This window comes from Serratia sp. Z4 (assembly GCF_009900725.1).
Classification (GTDB): Bacteria; Pseudomonadota; Gammaproteobacteria; order Enterobacterales; family Enterobacteriaceae; genus Serratia; species Serratia nematodiphila.
This window is the reverse complement of sequence record NZ_JAAABD010000002.1, coordinates 1,214,126-1,236,732: the sequence shown is the minus strand read 5'-3', so window position 1 is coordinate 1,236,732 and position 22,607 is coordinate 1,214,126. Positions and strand designations below refer to the sequence as shown.

Here is a 22,607-nt window from a genome sequence, read left to right as displayed (position 1 = left end):
AAATCGATGGGGCTATTCTCCCGCGCGGACATATAATAATTAAATTGATTTATTTAATTCATATATGAATAAAACACATGAATTATTCACTCAAACAGCTGCGGGTGTTCGTCGCCATCGCCCGCCACGGCAGCTTCAGCCGCGCCGGTGAGGCGATCGGCCTGACGCAATCGGCGGTCAGCCACAGCGTGAAAGAGCTGGAAGCGGAGGTCGGCGTTCGCCTGCTGGATCGCACCACGCGTGAAGTGGTGTTGACCGATGCCGGCCTGCGGCTGGCCAACCGGGTCGAACGGTTGCTGGACGAGCTGCAGACCACTCTGCTGGATGTGCGCAGCTTTGGCGTACAGCGCAGCGGTACGGTGCGGGTGGCGACGAGCCAGACCATTTCCGCCCATCTGATGCCGCAGTGCATCGCCGCCGGCGAGCGTGAATACCCGGAGATCCGCATCATGCTGCGCGATCAGGCGCAGCAGCAGGTGCTGCACAGCGTGCGTAACGCCGAGGTGGATTTCGGTATCGTGGTCGATCCGGTGCAGGCGGTGGATCTGGAGTGCGAAGCGGTGCTGCATGAACCGTTTCTGCTGCTGTGCCGCGACGATCACCCGTTTGCTGCGCAGCAAGAGGTGCGTTGGTCGGCGCTAAACGGCTGCCGCCTGGTGTTGCAGGACTATGCGTCGGGCAGCCGGCCGCTGATCGACAGTGCGCTGAGACAGCAGGGCGTGGAGGCGCAGGTGGTGCAGGAAATCGGCCATCCGGCGACGCTGTTCCCGATGGTGGCGGAAGGGATTGGCATCAGCATCTTCCCAGCGTTGGCGCTGCCGTTGCCGGAAGGGGGGCTGCTTCGGGTGCGGCGGTTGGTGCCGGAGATCAACCGCGCGTTGATGCTGGTGCGGCGTAAGAACCGCTCACTGACGCCGGCGGCGGAGGCCATCTGGCAGGTGGCGCGTCAGCAGGCGGCGCTGCTGCACCAGCGCCGGCAGGAAAACGCGGCATATTGACTCAGATATAGACGTCCACCGCGTTGAGCGGCGTTGGGCGGTTTACGCCGTCGCCGGCTTGCGCCGCGGCTTTTGCCATCTGCTCCTGCTGTTGCTTTTCCATTTCTTCTTTCTGGATGCGCGCGATCTCGGCTTGCAACATCTTGATCTGCGCTTCGATCAGCTGTTTCTGCTTTTCGATCTCTTTGGGATCGGCGTCGGAATCCTTCAGTTCCACCAGCTTTTGCTGCAGCGCCTGAATCTGCCGGTTCAGCGCCTTGATGCGGGCCGAGGCGCGGCTTTCATTGAGGTTGACCGGTTCGTCATTGCCGTTGGCGCGTTCGTTTTTCTCCATCTTGCCGCCTTGCGGCTGGTTGTTGACCGGTTTGGCCATCAGCAATTCGCCCTGATGGCCCGGCGCGCTGAACACGTTGCTGACGCCGGGAACGGTATTTTTGATCGGTACGATCATGGTGATGGTGGTCGACATGAATGCTCTCCCTGAGTCGGTATATCGCTGTTCAGGGTATCGGCAGCGGCGGCTAAATCTTTACCTGCCGCAGGCGCGGCCAACGCTGCAGCCAGCCTTTGTCGAGCACGCGCTGGGCATAGGCCGCGCGATCGCCGTTTTTCGCGTTAAAGGTAATGGTGTCGTCGAACAGCGCCGCGAGCCCGAAGGGGGCCACCAGCGTGATGCTGTCGTCGGCGTTCAGGCGCGCGCCGATCGCCGTTTCCACTTCGGTCCAGAAGCTGATGGCCTCTTCGCTGTCGCGATAAGGCGCCCGGCCGCCGCGCAGGTGCATGCGCGCCTGGTTCTTGACCGACCAAGGTCGCGGCAGCCACTGTTGCAAACGCACCTCCAGCATGCGATCGCGCTCAGCGTCCGCACGCTCCGCATCGAAGTGGATCACGTCGATATCGTTGAGCGGCGTGGGCTCCGTATAGCCATGGCGCCGATCCCACACCAGATTGCGCACAAAGCCGGCGCCGAGGCACCAGTCATTCAAGCCGAGCCGGCGCACGGTGCGCAGGGCGGCCATGCGTGCGTTATCTTGTTGCAGCCAGTCGATAATTTGCCGTTGCGGATCCATCACCCCTCCTGTTTTCGCGGCTACTGTAACCCGAAGCGGCAACGGGTGAAATGGGGGAAAGCGTGATGGCGGCGATCGCGTGCAAAATAATTTTCTTTTCCCACTGACTACACTTGGTGCAGGGCTTTTATCTCGTCACGCAGGGCAAGGGAGGGGGCTATGTTTCAGGCAACGGTGGGCCAACGCGGCTATCGCTTTGGCGATCTGCGCCAGCTGATGGCGAAAGCATCGCCGGCGCGTTCCGGCGATTATCTGGCGGAGGTGGCGGCGGAGAGCGCCGAAGAGCGCATGGCGGCGCGCATCGCGCTGGCGGATGTGCCGCTCAAGGCGTTCCTGCAGCAGGTGCTGGTGCCGTACGAACAGGACGAGGTGACGCGCCTGATCATCGACAGCCACGACGCCGCCGCTTTTGAGCACATCTCGCACCTCACGGTCGGCGATTTTCGCGACTGGCTGCTGAGCGAGCAGGCGGACAGCGCCATGCTGGCGCAGGTGGCCGCCGGCATTACGCCGGAGATGGCGGCGGCGGTAAGCAAGATCATGCGCAATCAGGATCTGATCCTGGTGGCGAAGAAATGCCGGGTGGTGACGCGCTTTCGCAATACGATTGGCCTGCCGGGCCACCTCAGCGTGCGGCTGCAGCCCAATCACCCGACCGACAGCCTGCAAGGCATCGCCGCCAGCATGCTGGACGGTTTGCTGTACGGCAGCGGCGACGCGGTGGTCGGCATCAACCCGGCCAGCGACAGCCTGCCGCTGCTGGAAAAGCTCAACTACATGCTGGACGACGTGATCCAGCGCTTCGCCATACCCACCCAATCCTGCGTGCTGACCCACGTGACCAACACGCTGCGGCTGATGGAGCGCGGCACGCCGGTGGATCTGGTGTTTCAGTCGATCGCCGGCACCGAGGCGGCCAACCGCGGTTTCGGCATCAGCCTGGCGCTGCTGGCGGAGGCGCAGCAGGCGGCGCTGAGCCTCAGGCGCGGCACGCTGGGTGATAACGTGATGTATTTCGAAACCGGGCAGGGCAGTTGCCTGTCGGCCAACGCGCATCACGGCGTCGATCAGCAGACCTGTGAGGCGCGCGCCTATGCGGTGGCGCGCCATTTCTCGCCGCTGCTGATCAACACCGTGGTGGGGTTTATCGGCCCCGAATACCTGTATGACGGCAAACAAATTATCCGCGCCGGGCTGGAGGACCACTTCTGCGGCAAGCTGCTCGGCCTGCCGCTGGGCTGCGACGTCTGCTACACCAACCATGCCGAAGCCGATCAGGACGACATGGACACGCTGCTGACGCTGTTGGCCGCCGCCGGGCTGACGTTCCTGATCGGCGTGCCGGGCGCGGACGACATCATGCTCAACTACCAAAGCACTTCGTTCCACGATGCGCTCTATATCCGTGAACTGCTGGGGCTGAAGCACGCGCCGGAGTTCGCCGCCTGGCTGGCGGCGATGAACATCACCGACGAGCGCGGGCGGCTGCGCGACGCCGCCGCCAATCACCCGCTGTTGCTGGCGCTGCAGGGAGAACGCACATGAGCAAACCGGTTCACGTCAACAGTTGGGACTCGCTGCGCGCCTTTACCGACGCGCGCATCGCGTTGGGGCGCACCGGCGCCAGCCTGCCGACCGACGAGCTGCTGCGCTTCGGCCTGGCCCATGCCCAGGCGCGCGACGCGGTGCATCAGCCTTTCGACAGCGAACGGCTGGCGGCGGATCTGCACGATGCCGGTTGGCCCACGCTGGCGGTGCACAGCCAGGCCGCCGACCGCGCCGCCTATCTGCGCCGTCCGGATCTGGGGCGGCGATTGGCGCCGGACAGCCGCCGCCTGCTGCTCGGCGTGCCGCCGCGCCGGACCGATCTGCTGCTGGTGGTGGCGGATGGCCTTTCTTCCAAGGCGGTGCACCGCCAGGCATTGCCGCTGCTGCAGGCGCTGCGGCCCTATCTCGATACATTGGGGCTGGCGATCGCGCCGGTGGTGTTGGCGCATCAGGCGCGAGTGGCGCTGGGGGATAAGATCGGCGAGTGCCTGCAGACCCGGGCGGTGGCGGTGCTGATCGGCGAACGGCCGGGGCTGTCGTCGCCGGACAGCCTGGGCATTTATTTGACCTGGGAGCCGAATGCGCGCAGAACGGACGCCGAGCGTAACTGCATCTCCAACGTGCGGCCGGAGGGGCTGGATTACCCGCAGGCGGCGTTCCGTCTGGCCTGGCTGCTGGAGCAGGCGTTCCAGCGGCGGCTGAGCGGCATCGAGCTGAAGGACGAGAGCGACAATCCGGCGCTGCACAACCGGGTGACACCGCTTTACCCCCAGCTGGGCGGCTGACCGAGGGTTTGCTGCAGCAGGGCGGTGAAGGCCGCCAGCCGGGCGGACACCTTCGCCATCGGGCGCAGCAGATAGATGCCTTGCTGCTCATGGCGCGGATCTTCGAGCATCTGAACCAGTTGCCCATTCTGCACGTCCGGCCCCACCACCCAGTTGGGCAGGAAGGCAATGCCGAGGCCGAGCAGCGCCGCCTGGCGCTGCGCGGTGAAGTCGTCGCAGCGCAGCGCCATGGTGCAGCGGCTCATCAGCGCCGCGTCGAGGATCTGCGCCCAGCAGGCCGGCTGCTGTTTGTGGTAGCGGGCGATCAGCCGATGCTGCGGCAACGCTTCCAGATCGCTCGGCAGGCCATAGCGGGCGACGTAGGCGGGGCTGGCGCACATCACCCAGCGTTGCGTGGCGATGCGGCTGGCGTACAGCGCGCTGTCCTTCTGTTCGCCGATGCGGAGGGCGGCGTCCAGCCGTTCCTGCGTCGGATCGGTCTGGCGTTCGGTCAGATCGAGATCGATAGACAGCTGCGGATAGCGTTCCGCCAGCGTCGGCAGCAGCGGCAGCACATAGGTTTTGCCGAAGGTCGGCAGGCAGCTGATGCGCAGCGTGCCCTGCGGCGTTTCGTTCAGCGCGTTCAGCTCGGCGTGAATGCCGGTAATGTCCGTCATCAGCGCGGCGGCGCGCGTCAGCAGCAGCTCGCCGGCGTCGGTCAGCAGCAGCCCACGGGTGGAGCGGACGAACAGCGTGGCGCCGAGCGCGCTTTCCAGGGCGTCGATATGGCGCACCAGCGAGGAGGGCACCATGCCCAGTCGGCGAGCGGCGGCGGAAAAGCTGCCCAGGCGGGCCACGTCGAGAAAGATCGGCAGATGTTCAACATAACGGGCGTCATTCATTTTTGCATTATATGCAAAAGCGTTTCTTATGAATACCCGCTTCTCTGTCGGCGGCGCTGCGGCTACTCTGGCTGCGGGTTGACGGCGGCTTCAACGCCGCTGCATCCCGGCCGTATAGAGAGAAAACGCATAAACCTCGCGGCGCTTAGCACTAAATAACAGATGTTTTTCCCAGGTTGCATGAGCCGCCTGCGGAGTTGATTGTCGCTCCAACACCAGATTAACCGTTCAATTTGATATCCGACTCGGCATTAATGATTAGTGAGCCTTTACTTTCACACGTCATGCCGTGGGTTCTGGATATCGGCCGGCCAGCCGTGCCGGTTTTTTTGTCGCCTCAGGCTGAATCGTTCCAACTGATGAACGCGCCTTGGGGGGCATCTTGGCCCACCGTCGGTGGGTCTTTTGAACGCGCGGAATCGCGATCCCGCGCTGGTGGAGGAGTGAGTCATGAACGAAAAACACGGGTGTTCCTGTGCGCGCCATTTGGCGCAGGGTTTTGCCAGGCAGTCGATCAACGCTGGGGAGGGCGAAATCTATCAAATCTCGCTGATGAGCGCGCTCATCGACGGGGTCTACGAGGGTGAAACCACCATTGCCGAGTTGCTCAAACACGGTGATTTCGGCCTCGGCACCTTCAATCACCTGGATGGCGAACTGATCGCTTTCGACCAGGAAATACACCAGCTACGCGCCGACGGCAGCGCCCGCCCAGCCGGTTTGCAACAGAAAACCCCTTTCGCCGTCGTCACCTTTTTCCAGCCCAGTATCAGCCAGCAGTTCGACCGGCCGATCACCAAGGCGCAGCTGCACCAATGCATCGATGAACAGGTCGCCTCGCCGAACCTGTTTTGCGCGGTGCGGGTCGACGGTGAGTTCAGCCACGTGGAAACCCGCACCGTGCCGCGTCAGGAACGGCCCTATCGCCCGATGCTGGAAGCGATAGAAGAGCAGCCGACCTTCTCGTTTCATCAACGGCGCGGCACGCTGGTCGGCTTCCGCTCGCCGGATTACATGCAGGGCATCGGCGTGGCCGGCTATCACGAACACTTCGTTACCGACGACCGCAGCGGCGGCGGCCACGTGCTGGACTACCAGCTCGATCACGGCCGCCTGCAGTTCGGCGTCATCACCCGTCTCAATCTTCAGTTGCCGCATGATGCGGATTTCTTGCGCGCCAACCTCTGCCCAGAGGATTTGGATCGCGCGATTCGTTCCGCCGAGGGCTAACCCCGGCGATCGTTTTCTTAGGAGGTGGAACCATGGCACAGGAAAAAACAGGCAATGACTGGCAATGCGGCGCCGATTTGGTGGTGAAAAATCTGGAAGCACAGGGCGTCAAACACGTTTTCGGCATTCCGGGCGCCAAGATCGACCGGGTGTTCGACTCGCTGGAGGACGCGCCATCGATTGAAACGGTGGTGGTGCGGCATGAGGCCAACGCGGCCTTTATGGCGGCGGCGGTCGGCCGCCTGACCGGCAAGGCCGGGGTGGCGCTGGTCACCTCCGGGCCGGGCAGCTCCAACCTGATCACCGGGCTGGCCACCGCCACCTCGGAGGGGGACGCGGTAGTGGCCTTTGGCGGGGCGGTGAAGCGCGCCGACAGCCTGAAGCAGACGCACCAGAGCATGGATACCGTCAGCATGTTCCGGCCGGTGACCAAGTATTGCGCCGAAGTGCACGCCGGTTCGGCGATTTCCGAGGTGATCGCCAACGCCTTCCGCCGCGCCGAGTTTGGCCGGCCGGGAGCCTCGTTCGTCAGCCTGCCGATGGATATCGTCAATGAACCGGTCAGCGCGCCGGTGTTGGCCGGCTGCCGCTTGCCGCGCATGGGGGCCGCGGCGGCGGACGACATCCAGGCGGCGGTGAAGCTGATCCGCCAGGCCAAATGCCCGGTATTGCTGCTCGGTTTGCAGGCCAGCCGGCCGGAGAACAGCGAGGCGGTGCGCCATCTGCTGTACCGCACCCACATGCCGGTGGTCGGCACCTATCAGGCGGCGGGAGTGATCGACGTCAACCACTTCGCCCGTTTCGCCGGCCGCGTTGGCCTGTTCAACAATCAGCCGGCCGATCAGCTGTTGCAGAAGGCCGATCTGGTGGTGAGCGTCGGCTATGATCCGATCGAATACGATCCCTGCATGTGGAACAGTCATGGGCGGCTGAAACTTGTGCACATCGACGTGCTGCCGGCGGATATCGATACCTGCTATCGGCCTGACGTCGAGCTGGTGGGCAACATCAGCGCCACGTTGAACATGATGACCGAAACGTTCAATGAGGCGGTCTGCGTGCCGCCGGAGGTGGAGCTGATCCTCACCGATCTCGGCCGCCAGCGCACAGAACTGGCGGAGCGCGCCGCGCGCCGCGGCGGCATGCCGATCCACCCGCTGCGCATCGTCAAGGAGCTGCAGGACATCGTCAGCGACGACGTGACGCTGTGCGTGGACATGGGCAGCTTCCACATCTGGATCGCCCGCTATCTTTACAGCTTCCGCGCCCGCCAGCTGTTGATCTCCAACGGCCAGCAAACCATGGGGGTGGCGCTGCCGTGGGCCATCGGCGCGGCGTTGGTGCGCCCCGGCGACAAGGTGGTGTCGATCTCCGGCGACGGCGGCTTCATGCAGTCGAGCATGGAGCTGGAGACCGCGGTGCGGCTGAAAAACAACATCGTGCACGTGATCTGGGTCGATAACGCCTACAACATGGTGGAGATGCAGGAAGTGAACAAATACCAGCGCAAATCCGGCGTGGAGTTCGGGCCGATTGACTTCAAGGCCTATGCGGAATCCTGCGGCGCGGTCGGTTTCGCCGTGCAGTCGGTGGACGATCTGCGGCCGATGCTGCGCAAGGCGATGGCGATCCAGGGGCCGGTGGTGGTGGCCATTCCGGTCGACTACGCCGACAACTATAAGCTGATGGCGCAGATGAACTTCAGCCAGATGATTTAATTTCATCATCGCGTGGTTTCACCGGGGCAGGCCGCTTGCGCGCCTGCCCGTTTTTATGCGCGGAATTTGTCCTTTACATCGCTAACTGTATGATTTATTGCTATCCGTTGGGTTGTTTTTTCACCACTGGGGATAGCGCAATGAAAAGAAAAGCAATAACGATCGGGCTGCTGGCGTTGGCGATTGCCGGCGGCGCGCGGGCCAATACGCTGGTCTACTGTTCTGAAGGCTCGCCGGAAGGCTTCAACCCGCAGCTGTTCACCTCCGGCACCACGGTGGATGCCAGCTCGGCGGCGATCTACAACCGGCTGGTGGATTTCAAACCCGGCACCGTCGAGCTGCAACCCAGCCTGGCGGAAAGCTGGGAGGTCAGCGAAGACGGCAAGCGCTATACCTTCCACCTGCGCAAGGGCGTGGCATTCCAGAGCAATAAATATTTTACCCCCACCCGCGATTTCAACGCGGATGACGTCATCTTCTCGTTTATGCGCCAGAAGGACGCCAACAACCCGTATCACAAGGTCTCCAACGGTGCCTACACCAACTTCGAGTCGATGGAGTTCGGCACGCTGATTGACCGGATCGTCAAGGTGGATGACCACACCGTGCGCTTTGAGCTCTCCCGCGCCGAGGCGCCGTTCGTTGCCGATCTGGGCATGTACTTCGCCACCATTTTATCGGCGGAATATGCCGACGCGATGCTGAAGGCCGGCACGCCGCAGCGGGTGGACAACGATCCGATCGGCACCGGGCCGTTCCAACTGGTGCAGTACCAGAAGGACGCAAAAATCCTCTACAAGGCGTTCGACCGCTACTGGGAAGGCAAACCGAAGATCGATCGGCTGGTGTTCTCGATCACGCCGGATGCGACGGTGCGTTACGCCAAACTGCAAAAGAACGAGTGCCAGGTGATGCCGTTCCCCAACCCGGCGGATCTGGCGCGCATGCGGCAGGACGGCAACCTGCAGGTGATGGAAAAATCCGGCCTGAATATCGGCTTCCTGGCGTTCAACACCCAGAAGAAGCCGTTGGATAACGTCAAGGTGCGCCAGGCGTTGGCGCTGGCGGTCAACAAGCCGGCGATCATCGACGCGGTGTTCCACGGTGCCGGCCAGCCGGCCAAGAATCTGCTGCCGCCGACCCAATGGGGCAGCAACGCGCAGCTTGAAGATTATCCGTATTCGCCGGAGCGGGCGAAGCAGCTGCTGCAGGAGGCCGGGCTGGGGCAGGGGTTCGATATCGATCTGTGGGCGATGCCGGTGCAGCGGCCCTATAACCCCAACGCCAAGCGCATGGCGGAGATGATCCAGGCCGACTGGGCCAAGATCGGCGTGCGCGCCAAAATCGTCACCTTCGAGTGGGGCGAGTATTTGCAGCGGATTAAAAACGGCGAGCACCAAACCGCGCTGATGGGCTGGACCACCGCCAACGGCGATCCGGACAACTTCTTCGGCCCGCTGTTCACCTGCGCTTCGCTCGGCGGCTCCAACTCGGCGAAATGGTGCTACAAACCGTTCGACCAGCTGATCCTGCAGGCGCGCGAGGAGAACGATCACGCCAAACGGGTGGCGATGTATCAGCAGGCACAGGTGGTGATGCACGATCAGATGCCGGCGCTGATGATCGCGCACTCGACCATCTTCGAACCGGTGCGCAAGGAAGTGAAAGGCTACGAGATAGACCCGTTCGGCAAACACATCTTCAAACAGGTGTCGCTGGAGAAATAACCAAGAGGCCGGGTTAACCCGGCCTTTTTCATGCCTGCGGCGCGTCGCAGTGGTAGCGGCCGCGCGGGATCACCAGCGGCGTGTGGGACAGCGGATCGTCGATGATCATGCACGGCATGCCGAACACCCGCTCCACCAGTTCGGCGGTGATGATCTCCGCCGGTTTCCCTTCCGCCACGATCTTGCCGTCGCGCATGGCGATGATGTGATCGGCATAGCGGCAGGCGTGGTTGAGATCGTGCAGCACCGCGATCAGGGTTTGACCGCGCTCGCGGTTGAGCTGGCGGAACAGATCCAGCAGTTCGATCTGGTGCGCGATGTCCAGATAGGTGGTCGGCTCATCCAGCAGTAGCAGCGGGGTTTGCTGCGCCAGCGCCATCGCCACCCAGACGCGCTGACGCTGCCCGCCGGACAGCTCGTCGACGCTGCGATCCGCCAGCTGGCTGACGTTGGTGGCCGCCATGGCGGCTTCCACCGCCTGTTTGTCGGCCTGCGTCCACTGTTTCAGCAGGCTTTGGTGCGGATAGCGGCCGCGCGACACCAGATCCGCCACGGTGATGCTGTCCGGCGCGATCGAAGTTTGCGGCAGCAGCCCAAGCTCGCGCGCCAGCACCTTGGTGGCGAAGCTGCTGATGTTCTTGCCGTCCAGCATCACCTCGCCGGCGCTGGGTTTCAGCAGGCGGCACAGGGCGCGCAACAGCGTCGATTTGCCGCAGGCGTTCGGCCCGACAATCACCGTGAAAGCGCCGTCGGGGATCGCCACGCTCAGATCGTCAGCGATGATTTTATTGTCGTAGCCCAGCTTCAGGTGCGAGGCGTGCAGGCGGTGGCTCATGGCATTATCACTCTTCATTATCTGCGGGCCTCTCGGATGAGCAGCCAAATCAGGTACAGGCCGCCGATGCAGACGGTCACAACCCCGACCGGCAGTTGGATCGGTGCGAAAAGATGTTGGGACACCACGTCGGCGCCGAGCAGCAACGCCGCGCCCATCAGCGCCGAGGAGGTCAGGGTGACCGAGGATTGGCCGGCGAGGCGACGGGCGATCTGCGGCGCCGCCAGCGCGATAAAGGAAATCGGCCCGGCGGTGGCGGTGACGGCGGCGGTGAGGGTAACGCCGAACAGCATCAGCCACAGCCGGCTGCCTTCGGCGTTAACGCCCAGTGCGCGCGCCGTGTCATCGCCCATTTCCAGCAGCTGCAGCCGTTTGCCCATCAGCAGCGCGGCCGCGGCCGCCAGCACGATGAACGCCGTGGCGGGCTGGGCTTTTTGCCAGGTCATGCCGTTGAGCGAACCGGCCTGCCACATGGCGGCGTCCATGGCGCGCTCGAGCGAGGCGGTGATGATCAGCCAGGTATTGGTGGAGACCAGCACTGCGCTGATGGCGATGCCGACGATGATCAACCGGAAGCCGGCGATGCCTTGCCGCCAGGCCAGCAGATAGATGGCCAGCGCGGCGAGAATGCCGCCGGCCAGCGCGCCGCCGGCGATGTAATAGTAGCCGCCGTTGAACAGGGTGATGGCGATCAGCGCGCCGGTGTAAGCCCCCATGTTAAAGCCGATCACGTCCGGGCTGCCGAGCGGGTTGCGGATAATTGACTGGAAAATGGCGCCGCTCATGCCGAGCGCGGCGCCTAACAGCAGCGCCATGGCGATGCGCGGCAAGCGCCATTGGGTGACCACGGTGACCAGGTTTTTCGGCGCCTCGCCGGTCAGCGCGGCAAAAACCTGCTCCAGCGAAAGTTGCAGCGTGCCGTAGCACAGGGCGGCGACGGCCATCGCCAGACACAGCGCCAACAGTGAAAGGTTGACCAGCAGCAGGCGCAGCGGCAGGCGCCCGTTGATGACGCCGTCCGGGCGGCCGATATGCAGCGTATGCGGCAGACTCATCACAGACCCCCCAGCGTTTTCTTGCGGCGCACCAGCCAGATCAGCACCGGCGCGCCGATGAAGGCCGCCACGATGGAAACCCGCAGTTCACCGGCCGCCAGCAAGCGGCCGACCACGTCGGCGCACAGCAGTAAAATCGGCGCCAGCAGCATGGAGTAGGGCAGGATCCAGCGTTGGTCGGGGCCGACCCACCAGCGGGCGATATGCGGCACCATCAGGCCGATGAAACTGATCGGGCCGACGGTGGCGGTCGCCGCGCCGCACAGCAGCGTGATGGCGATCACCGCGATCACCTGAGTCAGCACCACGCGCGCGCCGAGTGCGATAGCCAGATCTTCCCCCATGCCGATGGTATTCAGCGGCCGGGCGATGAGCAGCGTCAGCAGGCAGCCGAGCAAAATGGCGGGGGCGGTGACCGGCAGCGTGGACAGCGTGCGGATATCCAGCGTGCCGGCCTGCCAGAAGCGCAGTTGGTCGAAGGTTTGCGGATCGATCAGCGACAGCCCGGTGGTGATGCCGAGCAGCACCGCGCCGATCGCCACGCCGGCCAGCGTCAGCCGCACCGGGTTGATGCGCCCGCCCGCCAGCGTGCCGATCAGGTAGACCAGCAGGGTGGTGAGGGCTGCGCCGGCAAAGGCGTAGGCCATGTAGCTTTCGGTGGTGGCGGCGCCGAAAAACATGATGCCGATGACCACGGCGAAGCTGGCGCCGGCGTTGATGCCGAGCACGCCGGGATCGGCCAGCGGGTTGCGCGTCAGCGCCTGGATCAGCGCGCCGGCGGCGCCGAGCGCCATGCCGGCCAGGATGCCCGCCAGCGTACGGGGCACCCGGGCATTGAGAATGATGGTGCTGTCGGAACCGCTCGCGGCGCCCTGCAGGCTGAGCCAGACGGTATGGAAGGGGATGGCTTTGGAACCCAGCATCAGGCTGGCCATGATGCACAGCAGCAACAGCGCCAAACCGATACCGAACCCGGCGATGCGTTTGAAGCCACTGGCGTAAGCTGCGTGCGGTGCGGACGAAAGCGTCCGCTCAGTCGGAGTGGGTACGTTCACACCGGTAACTCCTGTATGATTTTTATTCTCATTGTTATTTGCGTTCATGCGGGGCAATAGTAGCACGAGTTTACGCCCGCATGCACCCGCCGGTTGGTGGCAAAGGTGCGTGGACAATGTTAATAACTATTGATATTTCAATTGATTGAATGTGAACGTTCGCCCCGCTTGCGGAAAGTGTCGGCAGGGGGCTGACCTGCCGACGGCGTGATTCAGGGCTTTTTGAACAACCGTTCGATTTGATTCAGCATGTTGGTGGCGCTGTAGTAATCGAGGCGGAAGGTGTCGTTGCCGACGGCGTAGACGTGCCGCTGTTCCACCGGCTCCAGATGTTTGAGGAACGGGTTGGTCAGCACCTCTTGCACTTTGCGCTCATTGGTGGCGAACAGGATCAGGGTTTTGCCATTCAGACCTTCGGCCATTTTTTCGCCGGAGATCTGGATGATGTCATGGCGTTTACCCATGCTGGTGTTGCCTTTGGCGCTTTCCGGCGGGGTGGCCAGCTGGAAGCCGAGCTGGGTCAGCAGTTTGCCCTGGGCGGAACCCGGCGTCCACAGCATGGCCTCGCGGCCGTTGTCGGCATACACCAGCGGCGTGGTGGGCTGCGGCGGCAGCGCGATCGCCTGTTTCACTTGCTCCACGCGCTGCTCGAAACGATCTTCCGCCTGTTTGGCGCCGGCTTCATGACCGGTGATCTCGCCGAGCTCGCTGGCCAGCTGTTGCCAGCTTTTGTCGCCATAGTCGAGCACCAGAGTCGGCGCAATGGCGGACAGCTGGTCATAAAGTTTCAACGCCGAATCACCGCCGGTCGCGGCGACGACGATCAAATCCGGCGCGGCGGCGGCGACGGCTTCGGCATTGGGCTCCACTTGGTACAGCCGCTCGACGTGGCGCTGTTTGGCCACCTCGCTCCACTGGGTAAAGAAACCTTGTTTATCGGCCACCAGCGGATTTGGACTGGTGGCGGCGCTGGCGACCACCGGGGCGTCGATAGCCAACAGCGTGCCGGTGATGGTGACGCTGGTGGACACGATGCGCTGCGGCGGTTTTTCCAGCGTGAATTTCCCTTTGACGCTGTCGATGGTGCGCGGCCAACTGCCGTCGGCTGCGGGGGCGGACGGTTTCTGCCCGTCGCTCTTGTCGTCCGGGCCGCAGCCGCTGAGCAGCAGGCTGGAAGTGGCGATAAATGCAATGAACAGCTGGCGTAAGGATAGGGTCATGAGCGGGCTCTTTCTTTCCTTGAACTAAGGCGTATCAATCCGGCTGAGGATTGGCTATGTGGTGGATGCCGGCTAATTTACCATTCAAGCCGCCAAAATGATAACCATTCGTATCTCAGCGCGTGGTGAATAAGAAGAAAGGGAGGCGAACGGCAGAAACGAAAAAAGCGCCAAAAGGCGCTTTTTTCTGAATTGGTGGGTCGTGCAGGATTGATTCGGCCTGTGGCCTCACCCTGCGGGCAACGCTGCGCGTTGTCGTATCGCTGCGCGATGCTCGAACCTCTACGGTTCTTCATCCTGCACGACTCGGTAAACTATGCCTGCGAGAAGATGAAGTCAGAGGTGGGTGGCGCAGAAACGAAAAAAGCGCCAAAAGGCGCTTTTTTCTGAATTGGTGGGTCGTGCAGGATTCGAACCTGCGACCAATTGATTAAAAGTCAACTGCTCTACCAACTGAGCTAACGACCCGCAGAAGTGGTGGGTGATGACGGGCTCGAACCGCCGACCCCCTCCGTGTAAAGGAGATGCTCTACCAACTGAGCTAATCACCCACTTCAGGACTTCCAGGTTACTGCTAAACGAGAGAATGATGGTGGGTGATGACGGGCTCGAACCGCCGACCCCCTCCGTGTAAAGGAGATGCTCTACCAACTGAGCTAATCACCCTCATTCGTTCTCATTTTTTCTCAACAAGATGGTGGGCGATGACGGGCTCGAACCGCCGACCCCCTCCGTGTAAAGGAGATGCTCTACCAACTGAGCTAATCGCCCCGTCTTGTTGGAGTCGCATTATAGGGATAGTTCAAAGTGAGTCAACGGTTTTTAAAATGATTTCAATCGTTCGCCGCAAATTTAGGCAGGGCGCGATAATAATCGCCAGCAGCGCCGATTCTTTGCGCGATGCTATGCGAAACTCGCCGCAAAACGCGCGAAATCGACCGGTGCAATATCGTGTCGGCGTTGAGGAATTAGCGCGTGGTGATACAATGTCGTCCACTCTTTTTTCAATTCCGAGCAATCGTCGGCAACCGCCGACACGCGTTGCGTAATAAGGCAGTGAACCCAATGAAAATCAAAACCCGTTTTGCACCGAGCCCGACCGGCTATCTTCACGTCGGCGGCGCGCGTACCGCACTTTATTCCTGGTTGTTCAGCCGCCATGCGGGCGGTGAGTTCGTTCTGCGTATCGAAGATACCGATCTGGAACGTTCTACCCAGGACGCGATCGACGCAATTATGGATGGCATGAACTGGTTGAACCTGGATTGGGATGAAGGCCCGTATTTCCAGACCAAGCGTTTCGATCGCTACAACGCGGTCATCGATGAGATGCTGGAGCAGGGCACGGCCTATAAATGCTATTGCTCCAGGGAGCGTCTGGAAGCGCTGCGCGAGAAGCAGATGGAAAATGGCGAAAAGCCGCGTTACGACGGCCACTGCCGCGACAGCCAGTGCAGCCACACCGACGACGAGCCGCACGTGGTGCGCTTCCGCAACCCGCAGGAAGGGTCGGTGATCTTCGACGATAAAATTCGCGGCCCGATCGAATTCAGCAACCAGGAGCTGGACGATCTGATCATCCGCCGCACCGACGGTTCGCCAACCTATAACTTCTGCGTCGTTGTCGATGACTGGGACATGGAAATCACCCATGTGATCCGCGGTGAAGACCACATCAACAACACCCCGCGCCAGATCAACATTCTGAAAGCGCTGGGCGCGCCGGTGCCGGAATACGCGCACGTGTCGATGATCCTCGGCGACGACGGTAAAAAGCTGTCCAAACGTCACGGCGCCGTGGGCGTGATGCAGTACCGCGACGACGGCTATCTGCCGCAGGCGCTGCTGAACTACCTGGTGCGTCTGGGCTGGTCCCACGGCGATCAGGAGATCTTCTCCATCGACGAGATGAAAGAGTTCTTCACGCTGGAAGCGATCAACAAATCCGCCAGCGCCTTCAACACCGAGAAGCTGCAGTGGCTGAACCACCACTACATTAACCATATGCCGGCGGAAGAAGTGGCGGTGCATCTGGCATGGCACGTTGAGCAACTGGGCATTGAAACCCGCAACGGTCCGGAACTGAAGGACATCGTCAAGCTGCTGGGCGAGCGTTGCAAGACGCTGAAGGAAATGGCGGAGTCTTGCCGTTACTTCTACGAAGACTTCAGCGAGTTCGACGCCGACGCCGCCAAGAAACACCTGCGCCCGGTTGCACGTCAGCCGCTGGAAGCGGTGCGCGCCAAGCTGGCCGCCATCACCGTCTGGACGCCGGAAAATGTGCATGATGCCATTCAGGGTACGGCGGACGAGCTGGGCGTCGGCATGGGCAAGGTTGGCATGCCGCTGCGCGTGGCGGTGACCGGCGCCGGTCAGTCGCCGGGCATGGACGTGACCGTGCATGCGATCGGCCAGAAGCGTTCGCTGCAGCGCATCGATATGGCGCTGGCTTATATCGCCGAGCGTGAAGCGCAGGCCTGATTAGGCTGATACGCTGTCCATAAAGAAAAAGCCCCGAGGAGCAATCTCGGGGCTTTTTTCATGGCGGTTGTCAGGCGTGTTCGCTGGCCGGCAAACCGGGGCGATAGGCGAGGAAATACATCAGCCCGACAAAGCCGGCGCCGCCCAGCGCATTGCCGAGAAATACCGCGACGAAATTAGGCAGATACTGCTCCCAGCCCATGCCGCCGGCAAAGATGGCCGCCGGGATGATGAACATGTTCGCCACCACGTGTTGGAAGCCGATGGCGACAAAAGCCATGACCGGGAACCACATGCCGATCACTTTGCCCGGCACATCTTTGCTGGCGAAGGCTAACCACACCGCCAGGCATACCAGCCAGTTGCAGCCGACGCCGGAGATGAAGGCGTGCAGGAAGTCCGCATCCACTTTGGCCTGCGCGATCGCCAGCGTCTTATGTAAAAACGCGCCTTCGGTCAGGCCCAGCAGGTGGCCGAAGAAGTAGGCGACGGCCACGCTGCCGGCGAAGTTGGCCAGGGTGACCCAAAACCAGTTGCGCAGCACGGCGATGGCGGGGATTTCACGAGCGAACCAGGCCATTGGCAAGGTCATCATGTTGCCGGTCAGTAGTTCGCCGCCGGCCAGAATGGTCAGGATCAGGCCGATCGGGAACACCGCTGCGCCCAACAGCGCGCCGAAAGAGCCCCATTCGGCCGGCAGGGTGCCGATGACGTGAATATCCAGCAGGAAGCCGGTGGCGATAAAGGCGCCGGCGAGAAAGCCCAGAATCAGCAGATTAGCGAGCGGGGCGCGGCTTTTGTTTACCCCGGCCTGAACGGCGAGGGCGGCGATTTCTTTTGGTGAATGCAAAGACATGACGGACTCGGTTTATAGTAATGAAGTTTATGGCGCGGGCAGTCTATGCCGCTCGGGAGTCCGACTCAAGCGCATTTCGCTAACATTCCGTTAATTAAAAATCAACGTGATATGCAGGGTCTTTCGCCATTTTGAGATGTAGCGCGCAAAATGGATGAACTCTGCGCAAAGTGATGATTTTTTGGCGCCAAAGATGCTGATTTGGCGGCTTTTTCAACGCTTGATTCAGTAATTCAATTTAGCCGTTGACAGCTTTGAGCGGGTTTCATATTATGCGCCCCGTTCACAGCACAAAGTGATTGTGGAACGGGGCTATAGCTCAGCTGGGAGAGCGCTTGCATGGCATGCAAGAGGTCGACGGTTCGATCCCGTCTAGCTCCACCAATCTTCTTCTCAGAAAGGTTGGGGATACCGTAACGCCGGTCAAAGCGTACCACTTTTGTGGGGCTATAGCTCAGCTGGGAGAGCGCTTGCATGGCATGCAAGAGGTCGACGGTTCGATCCCGTCTAGCTCCACCACCATTTAAAAAGCCGACCTTAGGGTCGGCTTTTTGCTTTGTGTCATTTAACCTTCGCCGAATGCCGGCCAATAAAAAAGGCGCCCGCAGGCGCCTTATCATTGCTGTGAATTTCAGGCTTAGCCCAGCACCAGACCCGCGATAGAAGCGGACAGGATGCTGACCAGCGTAGAGCCGTACACCAGCTTCAGGCCAAAGCGTGACACCACGTTGCCCTGGTGTTCGTTCAGGCCCTTGATCGCACCGGCCACGATGCCGATGGAAGAGAAGTTGGCGAAGGACACCAGGAACACCGACAGGATCCCCAGGCTGCGCGGCGACAGCTCGGCAGAGACTTTCTGCAGTTCCATCATGGCCACGAATTCGTTGGAAACCAGCTTGGTGGCCATGATGCTGCCAACCTGCAGGGCTTCGTGCTTAGGAATGCCCATGATCCAGGCGAACGGATAGAAGAAGTAACCGAGGATTTCCTGGAAGCTCAGGCCGAAAATGGCGCTGAACACACCGTTGAGCGCGGCGATCAGGGCGATGAAGCCAATCAGCATCGCGGCGACGATAATCGCTACTTTGAAGCCCGCCAGGATGTATTCACCCAGCATTTCAAAGAAGCTCTGGCCTTCGTGCAGGTTGCCGAGGTGCAGCTCTTCTTCTTTATTGGTGTCGTACGGGTTGACCAGCGACAGCACGATAAAGGTGCTGAACATGTTCAATACCAGCGCCGCCACCACGAACTTGGCGTCCAGCATGGTCATGTAGGCGCCGACGATGGACATGGAAACCGTAGACATCGCGGTCGCCGCCATGGTGTACATGCGCTTTTCCGACATCTTGCCCAGGATATCCTTGTAGGCGATGAAGTTTTCGGATTGGCCCAGGATCAGCGAGCTGACGGCGTTGAACGACTCCAGCTTGCCCATGCCGTTCACTTTCGACAGCACGGTACCGATAATGCGGATGATGAAAGGCAGCACTTTGATGTACTGCAGAATACCGATCAGCGCCGAAATGAAGACGATCGGGCACAGCACCTTCAGGAAGAAGAACGCCAGGCCTTTGTCGCCCATGCCGCCGAACACGAAATCAGTCCCTTGTCCCGCAAACCCGAGCAGTTTGTCAAACAGCGCGGCGAATCCTTTTACGAAGCCCAAACCCGCTTCCGAATGCAGGAAAAAGTAGGCCAGCAGTACTTCGATAACCAGTAGTTGAATAACATAGCGAATGCGGATGCTTTTACGATCGCGGCACACCAACAGGGCCAGGATCGCTACCACCACTATCGCCAACGCAAAGTGCGCAATATGGGACATGTTTGCTCCAAATTTGAGGCAGGCTGAATTTCGGCTGTCATTTTATGTAACGCTACGTTTAAAAACGAGACTTCTATTGCAAATATGGAAAATCATAGTGGGAGTTCTCCTAAAGTGTTGCGCAAAAGCATAAAAAATCAAGATGTTAAAGCAGCAATAGGAAATTCGTATTCTTGTGCTAACCTGTCTTTCAGGGGTATTGCAGCCAAAATCCCATTAGAAAAGCACGGAAATCGGCAAGCTCCGCGCTGAACCCTTCGATAAAACCGTTAATGTTGGCTATTACAGAGATAAGTTTTACCGCTCTAAATGCGCTTGATAATTATTATCATTTATATAGAGTGGAGATAAACGTAATTTCAGTAAGGGTTCAACATATGCTGAACAGTCGCGTGGTTGAAACCACCTCCGGTCGCTCCGCCAGAAAAATTAAACTCTCGCTCATGGGGCCCGCCTTCATCGCCGCTATCGGCTATATCGATCCCGGCAACTTCGCCACCAACATCCAGGCCGGCGCCTCATTCGGCTACAGCCTGCTGTGGGTGGTGGTTTGGGCCAACGTGATGGCGATGCTGATCCAGCTGTTGTCCGCCAAGCTGGGCATCGCCACCGGGAAAAATCTGGCCGAGCATATTCGCGATCGCTTTCCGCGGCCGGCGGTGTGGGCCTATTGGGTACAGGCGGAGATCATCGCCATGGCGACCGATCTGGCTGAGTTTATCGGCGCGGCGATCGGCTTCAAGCTGCTGCTCGGTGTCTCTCTGTTGCAGGGCGCAGTGCTGACCGGCATCGCCACCTTTTTAATTCTGATGCTGCAAAAACGCGGGCAAAAGCCGCTGGAGCTGGTGATCGGCGGGCTGTTGTTGTTCGTCGCCGCCGCTTACATCGTCGAGCTGGCGTTCTCCCAGCCGCAGTTGGCGCCGCTGCTGAAGGGGATGGCGCTGCCCGATTTGCCTAATGGCGATGCGGTATTCCTGGCTGCCGGGGTATTGGGCGCCACCATCATGCCGCACGTGATCTATCTGCATTCGTCGCTCACCCAAATCGGCGGCGAGCACGACAAGGCGGAACGCTATGCCGCCACCAAAGTCGACGTCGCCGTGGCTATGACCATCGCCGGTTTCGTTAATCTGGCGATGATGGCCACCGCCGCCGCCGCGTTTCATTTCAGCGGCCACAGCGGCATCGCCGATCTTGACGTGGCTTACCTGACGCTGCAACCGCTGCTCGGGCACGCCGCCGCCACCGTGTTCGGCCTGAGCCTGGTGGCCGCCGGCCTCTCTTCTACCGTGGTGGGCACGCTGGCGGGGCAGGTGGTGATGCAGGGGTTCGTGCGTTTCCATATTCCGCTGTGGCTGCGGCGCGCGGTGACCATGCTGCCGTCGTTTATCGTCATCATGTTGGGGATGGATGCGACGCGCATTCTGGTGCTGAGCCAGGTGCTGCTCAGCTTCGGCATTGCGCTGGCGCTGGTGCCGCTGCTGGCTTTCACCGGCAATCGGGCGCTGATGGGGGAAATGGTCAACGGCCCGCTGGTGCAAAATCTGGGCAAGCTGATCGTACTGGTGGTGGTGGGATTGAACGGCTACCTGCTGATCGGCAGCGTGCTGTAAGCGAAAACAGTGCGGGCCGGCGTTGCGCCGGCCCGTCGTCTTTAATCGCGGTCGTCATCGCCGTGGCGGCGCCAGCGATCGCGGTCATGATCGTGATGGTGCTTTTTCTCTTTCTTCCAGTGGTGCTTATCGTAGTGTTTGTCGTATTTACGATAGCGTCCTTCATGATAGTAATAGTGTTTACGCCAGTAGTCGCCATCGCGCCAGCGATAGCCGTCCCAGTAGTAACCGCGACGGCTGCGGTCGCCGAGATAACGGCCCTGATGGCCTTGCCACCAGTCGCGATCCCGCCAATCGTAACCGTCCCAGTAACGGCCGCGGTTATCCTGATCGCCGATGCGCAATGAAACGCCCGGCATCAGATCGATGCTGATCCCTTCGGCATGCGCCTGCTGTGCGGCGGGCAGTACCGTCGCCGCCAAAATGGCGGCCAAGAGCAGAGGTTTAAACATGGCTTCTCCTTCCCGCTTGCGCGGCCTGGCCGTTTGTCACTTTATGAAGCGCGTTCATCAGTTTAAAAGCGGCCTTATCGTTATTTTTGTTGCAATATCGGCATCATAGCGCCGGCATATAGGGTTGAATCTGAGAGCCACTCTGAAAATGATGCAGGAAGTTAAGATTTGAGATTTTTCTGGAGTATCGCCGCTCGATTGAACGGCGGAATTTGTAAGCGATTACAATAAGATGTTCTCGATCTGCGCGAGCTCTTCTTCACTGAAGTAACGATTGGCCAGCATGTCCACCGCGTCTTCTATCTGCGCATTCTTGCTGGCGCCGATCAGCACTGAGGTCACGCGATCGCCGCGCAGCACCCAGGCCAGCGCCATCTGCGACAGCTTCTGCCCGCGTTGCCGCGCCAGCGCATCGAGGCGGCGCACCTTGTCCAGTCGCTCGGCGGTCAGCTGCTCCGGCTGCAGGAAGCGGCTGCCGCTGGCGGCGCGAGAATCTTGCGGGATGCCGTGCAGGTAGCGATCGGTCAGCAGGCCGCCCGCCAGCGGCGAGAAGGCGATAGAGCCGACGCCATGTTCTTCCAGCGTATCCAACAACGCCGTCTCCGGCCCGCGTTCCAACATCGAATACTTCGGTTGGTGGATCACGCACGGCGTGCCGAGCTGCTGCAGAATGTCGAAGGCCTGTCGCGCGCGCTCGGCCGGGTAGTTGGACAGGCCGACATACAGCGCTTTGCCCTGGCGCACCAGCAGATCCAGCGCCGCCATGGTTTCTTCCAGCGGCGTGTCCGGATCCGGCCGATGATGATAAAAGATATCCACATACTCCAACCCCATGCGCCTCAGGCTCTGATCGAGGCTGGCGACCAGGTACTTTTTCGAGCCCCAATCACCGTAGGGGCCGGGCCACATGGTGTAACCGGCTTTGGAGGAGACGATCAGCTCATCGCGCCAGGCCCGCAGATCGGCGTTGAGAATGCGGCCAAAGTTCTCCTCGGCGGCGCCGGGCGGCGGGCCGTAGTTATTGGCCAGATCGAAATGGGTAATGCCGCGATCGAAGGCGCAGCGGATCAGGGTACGGGCGTTGTCGTACAAAGTGGCGTCGCCGAAGTTGTGCCACAGGCCGAGTGAGACGGCGGGCAGCTTCAGCCCGCTGCGGCCACAGCGCCGGTATTCCATAGCTTGATAACGCGAGGGGGAGGCTGGGTAAGACATAGTTATCCTTGTCGGCGAAAGGTGAAGTGCTTTGAGTGTATACGTT

The 22,607-nt window shown here is 61.0% G+C and carries 19 protein-coding genes, 6 tRNA genes and 1 other RNA gene; 10 read left to right on the top strand and 16 right to left on the bottom strand.

The window, feature by feature from the left end; all coding sequences use genetic code 11:
- Positions 1-77: 77 nt before the first annotated feature.
- Entirely contained in the window at positions 78-998 is a 921-nt protein-coding gene (locus GT753_RS13725) for a LysR family transcriptional regulator (protein WP_075684643.1), read from the top strand.
- Position 999: 1 nt separating this feature from the next.
- Here GT753_RS13725 and GT753_RS13720 read toward each other — a convergent pair whose 3' ends face one another.
- Both GT753_RS13720 and GT753_RS13715 read right to left on the bottom strand, forming a co-directional pair.
- Positions 1,000-1,467, bottom strand: coding sequence for a FlxA-like family protein (locus tag GT753_RS13720; protein ID WP_044030741.1), 468 nt, complete (start codon positions 1,465-1,467; stop codon positions 1,000-1,002).
- A 52-nt stretch (positions 1,468-1,519) separates the two neighbouring features.
- On the bottom strand, positions 1,520-2,068 hold the full coding sequence (locus GT753_RS13715; protein ID WP_015378665.1) for a nucleotidyltransferase family protein: 549 nt from the start codon (positions 2,066-2,068) through the stop codon (positions 1,520-1,522).
- Positions 2,069-2,227: 159 nt separating this feature from the next.
- Between GT753_RS13715 and GT753_RS13710 the strand changes: the two genes are divergently transcribed.
- Both GT753_RS13710 and eutC read left to right on the top strand, forming a co-directional pair.
- Positions 2,228-3,613 (top strand): ethanolamine ammonia-lyase subunit EutB, encoded by a 1,386-nt coding sequence (locus GT753_RS13710; protein ID WP_160125676.1) that lies wholly within the window; start codon positions 2,228-2,230, stop codon positions 3,611-3,613.
- Complete coding sequence (gene eutC, locus GT753_RS13705; protein ID WP_160125675.1) at positions 3,610-4,401, top strand: ethanolamine ammonia-lyase subunit EutC; 792 nt, start codon at positions 3,610-3,612, stop codon at positions 4,399-4,401. Before GT753_RS13710 ends, eutC begins: the two co-directional genes overlap by 4 nt.
- Here eutC and GT753_RS13700 read toward each other — a convergent pair.
- Positions 4,380-5,282: a LysR family transcriptional regulator gene (locus tag GT753_RS13700; protein WP_049188764.1), complete on the bottom strand. Its 903-nt coding sequence runs from the start codon at positions 5,280-5,282 to the stop codon at positions 4,380-4,382. The two genes, eutC and GT753_RS13700, sit on opposite strands and share 22 nt — an antisense overlap.
- Positions 5,283-5,732: 450 nt before the next feature.
- Here GT753_RS13700 and budA point away from each other — a divergent pair, with 450 nt between their 5' ends.
- The 3 genes from budA (at position 5,733) to GT753_RS13685 (ending at position 9,957) form a co-directional block, all read left to right on the top strand.
- Positions 5,733-6,512, top strand: coding sequence for an acetolactate decarboxylase (budA, locus tag GT753_RS13695; RefSeq protein ID WP_004936416.1), 780 nt, complete (start codon positions 5,733-5,735; stop codon positions 6,510-6,512).
- Between the two features lie 32 nt (positions 6,513-6,544).
- Positions 6,545-8,230, top strand: a complete 1,686-nt coding sequence (gene alsS / locus GT753_RS13690; RefSeq protein WP_004936413.1) for an acetolactate synthase AlsS — start codon at positions 6,545-6,547, stop codon at positions 8,228-8,230.
- Positions 8,231-8,370: 140 nt separating this feature from the next.
- A complete protein-coding gene (locus GT753_RS13685; RefSeq protein WP_004936411.1) occupies positions 8,371-9,957 on the top strand; it encodes an ABC transporter substrate-binding protein in 1,587 nt (528 codons plus the stop codon).
- 28 nt (positions 9,958-9,985) lie between these two features.
- Here the strand turns inward: GT753_RS13685 and GT753_RS13680 are convergent, their stop codons facing one another.
- The 9 genes from GT753_RS13680 to GT753_RS13640 all read right to left on the bottom strand — a co-directional run bounded on the left by GT753_RS13680 (position 9,986) and on the right by GT753_RS13640 (position 14,893).
- Entirely contained in the window at positions 9,986-10,792 is an 807-nt protein-coding gene (locus GT753_RS13680) for an ABC transporter ATP-binding protein (protein WP_075684646.1), read from the bottom strand.
- A 17-nt stretch (positions 10,793-10,809) separates the two neighbouring features.
- A complete protein-coding gene (gene fepG / locus GT753_RS13675) occupies positions 10,810-11,847 on the bottom strand; it encodes an iron-enterobactin ABC transporter permease (RefSeq protein ID WP_004936405.1) in 1,038 nt (345 codons plus the stop codon).
- Positions 11,847-12,902, bottom strand: a complete 1,056-nt coding sequence (gene fepD / locus GT753_RS13670) for a Fe(3+)-siderophore ABC transporter permease (protein ID WP_015378660.1) — start codon at positions 12,900-12,902, stop codon at positions 11,847-11,849. Before fepD ends, fepG begins: the two co-directional genes overlap by 1 nt.
- Before the next feature lie 212 nt (positions 12,903-13,114).
- Positions 13,115-14,122, bottom strand: coding sequence for a Fe2+-enterobactin ABC transporter substrate-binding protein (gene fepB, locus GT753_RS13665; RefSeq protein WP_004936399.1), 1,008 nt, complete (start codon positions 14,120-14,122; stop codon positions 13,115-13,117).
- A 193-nt stretch (positions 14,123-14,315) separates the two neighbouring features.
- Positions 14,316-14,439, bottom strand: a non-coding RNA gene (locus GT753_RS13660) — RtT sRNA.
- A 75-nt stretch (positions 14,440-14,514) separates the two neighbouring features.
- A tRNA-Lys gene (locus tag GT753_RS13655) sits at positions 14,515-14,590 on the bottom strand.
- A gap of 7 nt (positions 14,591-14,597) precedes the next feature.
- A tRNA-Val gene (locus GT753_RS13650) sits at positions 14,598-14,673 on the bottom strand.
- Between the two features lie 39 nt (positions 14,674-14,712).
- Positions 14,713-14,788, bottom strand: a tRNA-Val gene (locus GT753_RS13645).
- 29 nt (positions 14,789-14,817) lie between these two features.
- Positions 14,818-14,893 (bottom strand) — tRNA-Val (locus tag GT753_RS13640).
- Between the two features lie 294 nt (positions 14,894-15,187).
- On the opposite strand from GT753_RS13640, the gene gltX reads away from it, so the two are divergent.
- Positions 15,188-16,603 carry a glutamate--tRNA ligase gene (gene gltX, locus GT753_RS13635; protein WP_004936379.1) on the top strand — a complete coding sequence of 472 codons (1,416 nt, stop codon included), beginning with the start codon at positions 15,188-15,190 and terminating at the stop codon, positions 16,601-16,603.
- Positions 16,604-16,673: 70 nt separating this feature from the next.
- On the opposite strand, the gene GT753_RS13630 is transcribed toward gltX, so the two are convergent.
- Positions 16,674-17,459, bottom strand: a complete 786-nt coding sequence (locus GT753_RS13630) for a formate/nitrite transporter family protein (protein WP_015378658.1) — start codon at positions 17,457-17,459, stop codon at positions 16,674-16,676.
- 308 nt (positions 17,460-17,767) lie between these two features.
- On the opposite strand from GT753_RS13630, the gene GT753_RS13625 reads away from it, so the two are divergent.
- Positions 17,768-17,843 (top strand) — tRNA-Ala (locus GT753_RS13625).
- A 59-nt stretch (positions 17,844-17,902) separates the two neighbouring features.
- Positions 17,903-17,978, top strand: a tRNA-Ala gene (locus tag GT753_RS13620).
- 118 nt (positions 17,979-18,096) lie between these two features.
- Here GT753_RS13620 and GT753_RS13615 read toward each other — a convergent pair.
- On the bottom strand, positions 18,097-19,284 hold the full coding sequence (locus GT753_RS13615) for a NupC/NupG family nucleoside CNT transporter (RefSeq protein ID WP_004936373.1): 1,188 nt from the start codon (positions 19,282-19,284) through the stop codon (positions 18,097-18,099).
- A 377-nt stretch (positions 19,285-19,661) separates the two neighbouring features.
- On the opposite strand from GT753_RS13615, the gene GT753_RS13610 reads away from it, so the two are divergent.
- Positions 19,662-20,897, top strand: coding sequence for an Nramp family divalent metal transporter (locus GT753_RS13610; protein WP_004936371.1), 1,236 nt, complete (start codon positions 19,662-19,664; stop codon positions 20,895-20,897).
- Between the two features lie 41 nt (positions 20,898-20,938).
- Here the strand turns inward: GT753_RS13610 and GT753_RS13605 are convergent, their stop codons facing one another.
- Together GT753_RS13605 and mgrA are read right to left on the bottom strand one after the other, a co-directional pair.
- Positions 20,939-21,349 carry a DUF2502 domain-containing protein gene (locus GT753_RS13605; RefSeq protein ID WP_004936369.1) on the bottom strand — a complete coding sequence of 137 codons (411 nt, stop codon included), beginning with the start codon at positions 21,347-21,349 and terminating at the stop codon, positions 20,939-20,941.
- A 222-nt stretch (positions 21,350-21,571) separates the two neighbouring features.
- A complete protein-coding gene (gene mgrA / locus GT753_RS13600) occupies positions 21,572-22,561 on the bottom strand; it encodes an L-glyceraldehyde 3-phosphate reductase (RefSeq protein WP_160125674.1) in 990 nt (329 codons plus the stop codon).
- Positions 22,562-22,607: the final 46 nt, after the last annotated feature.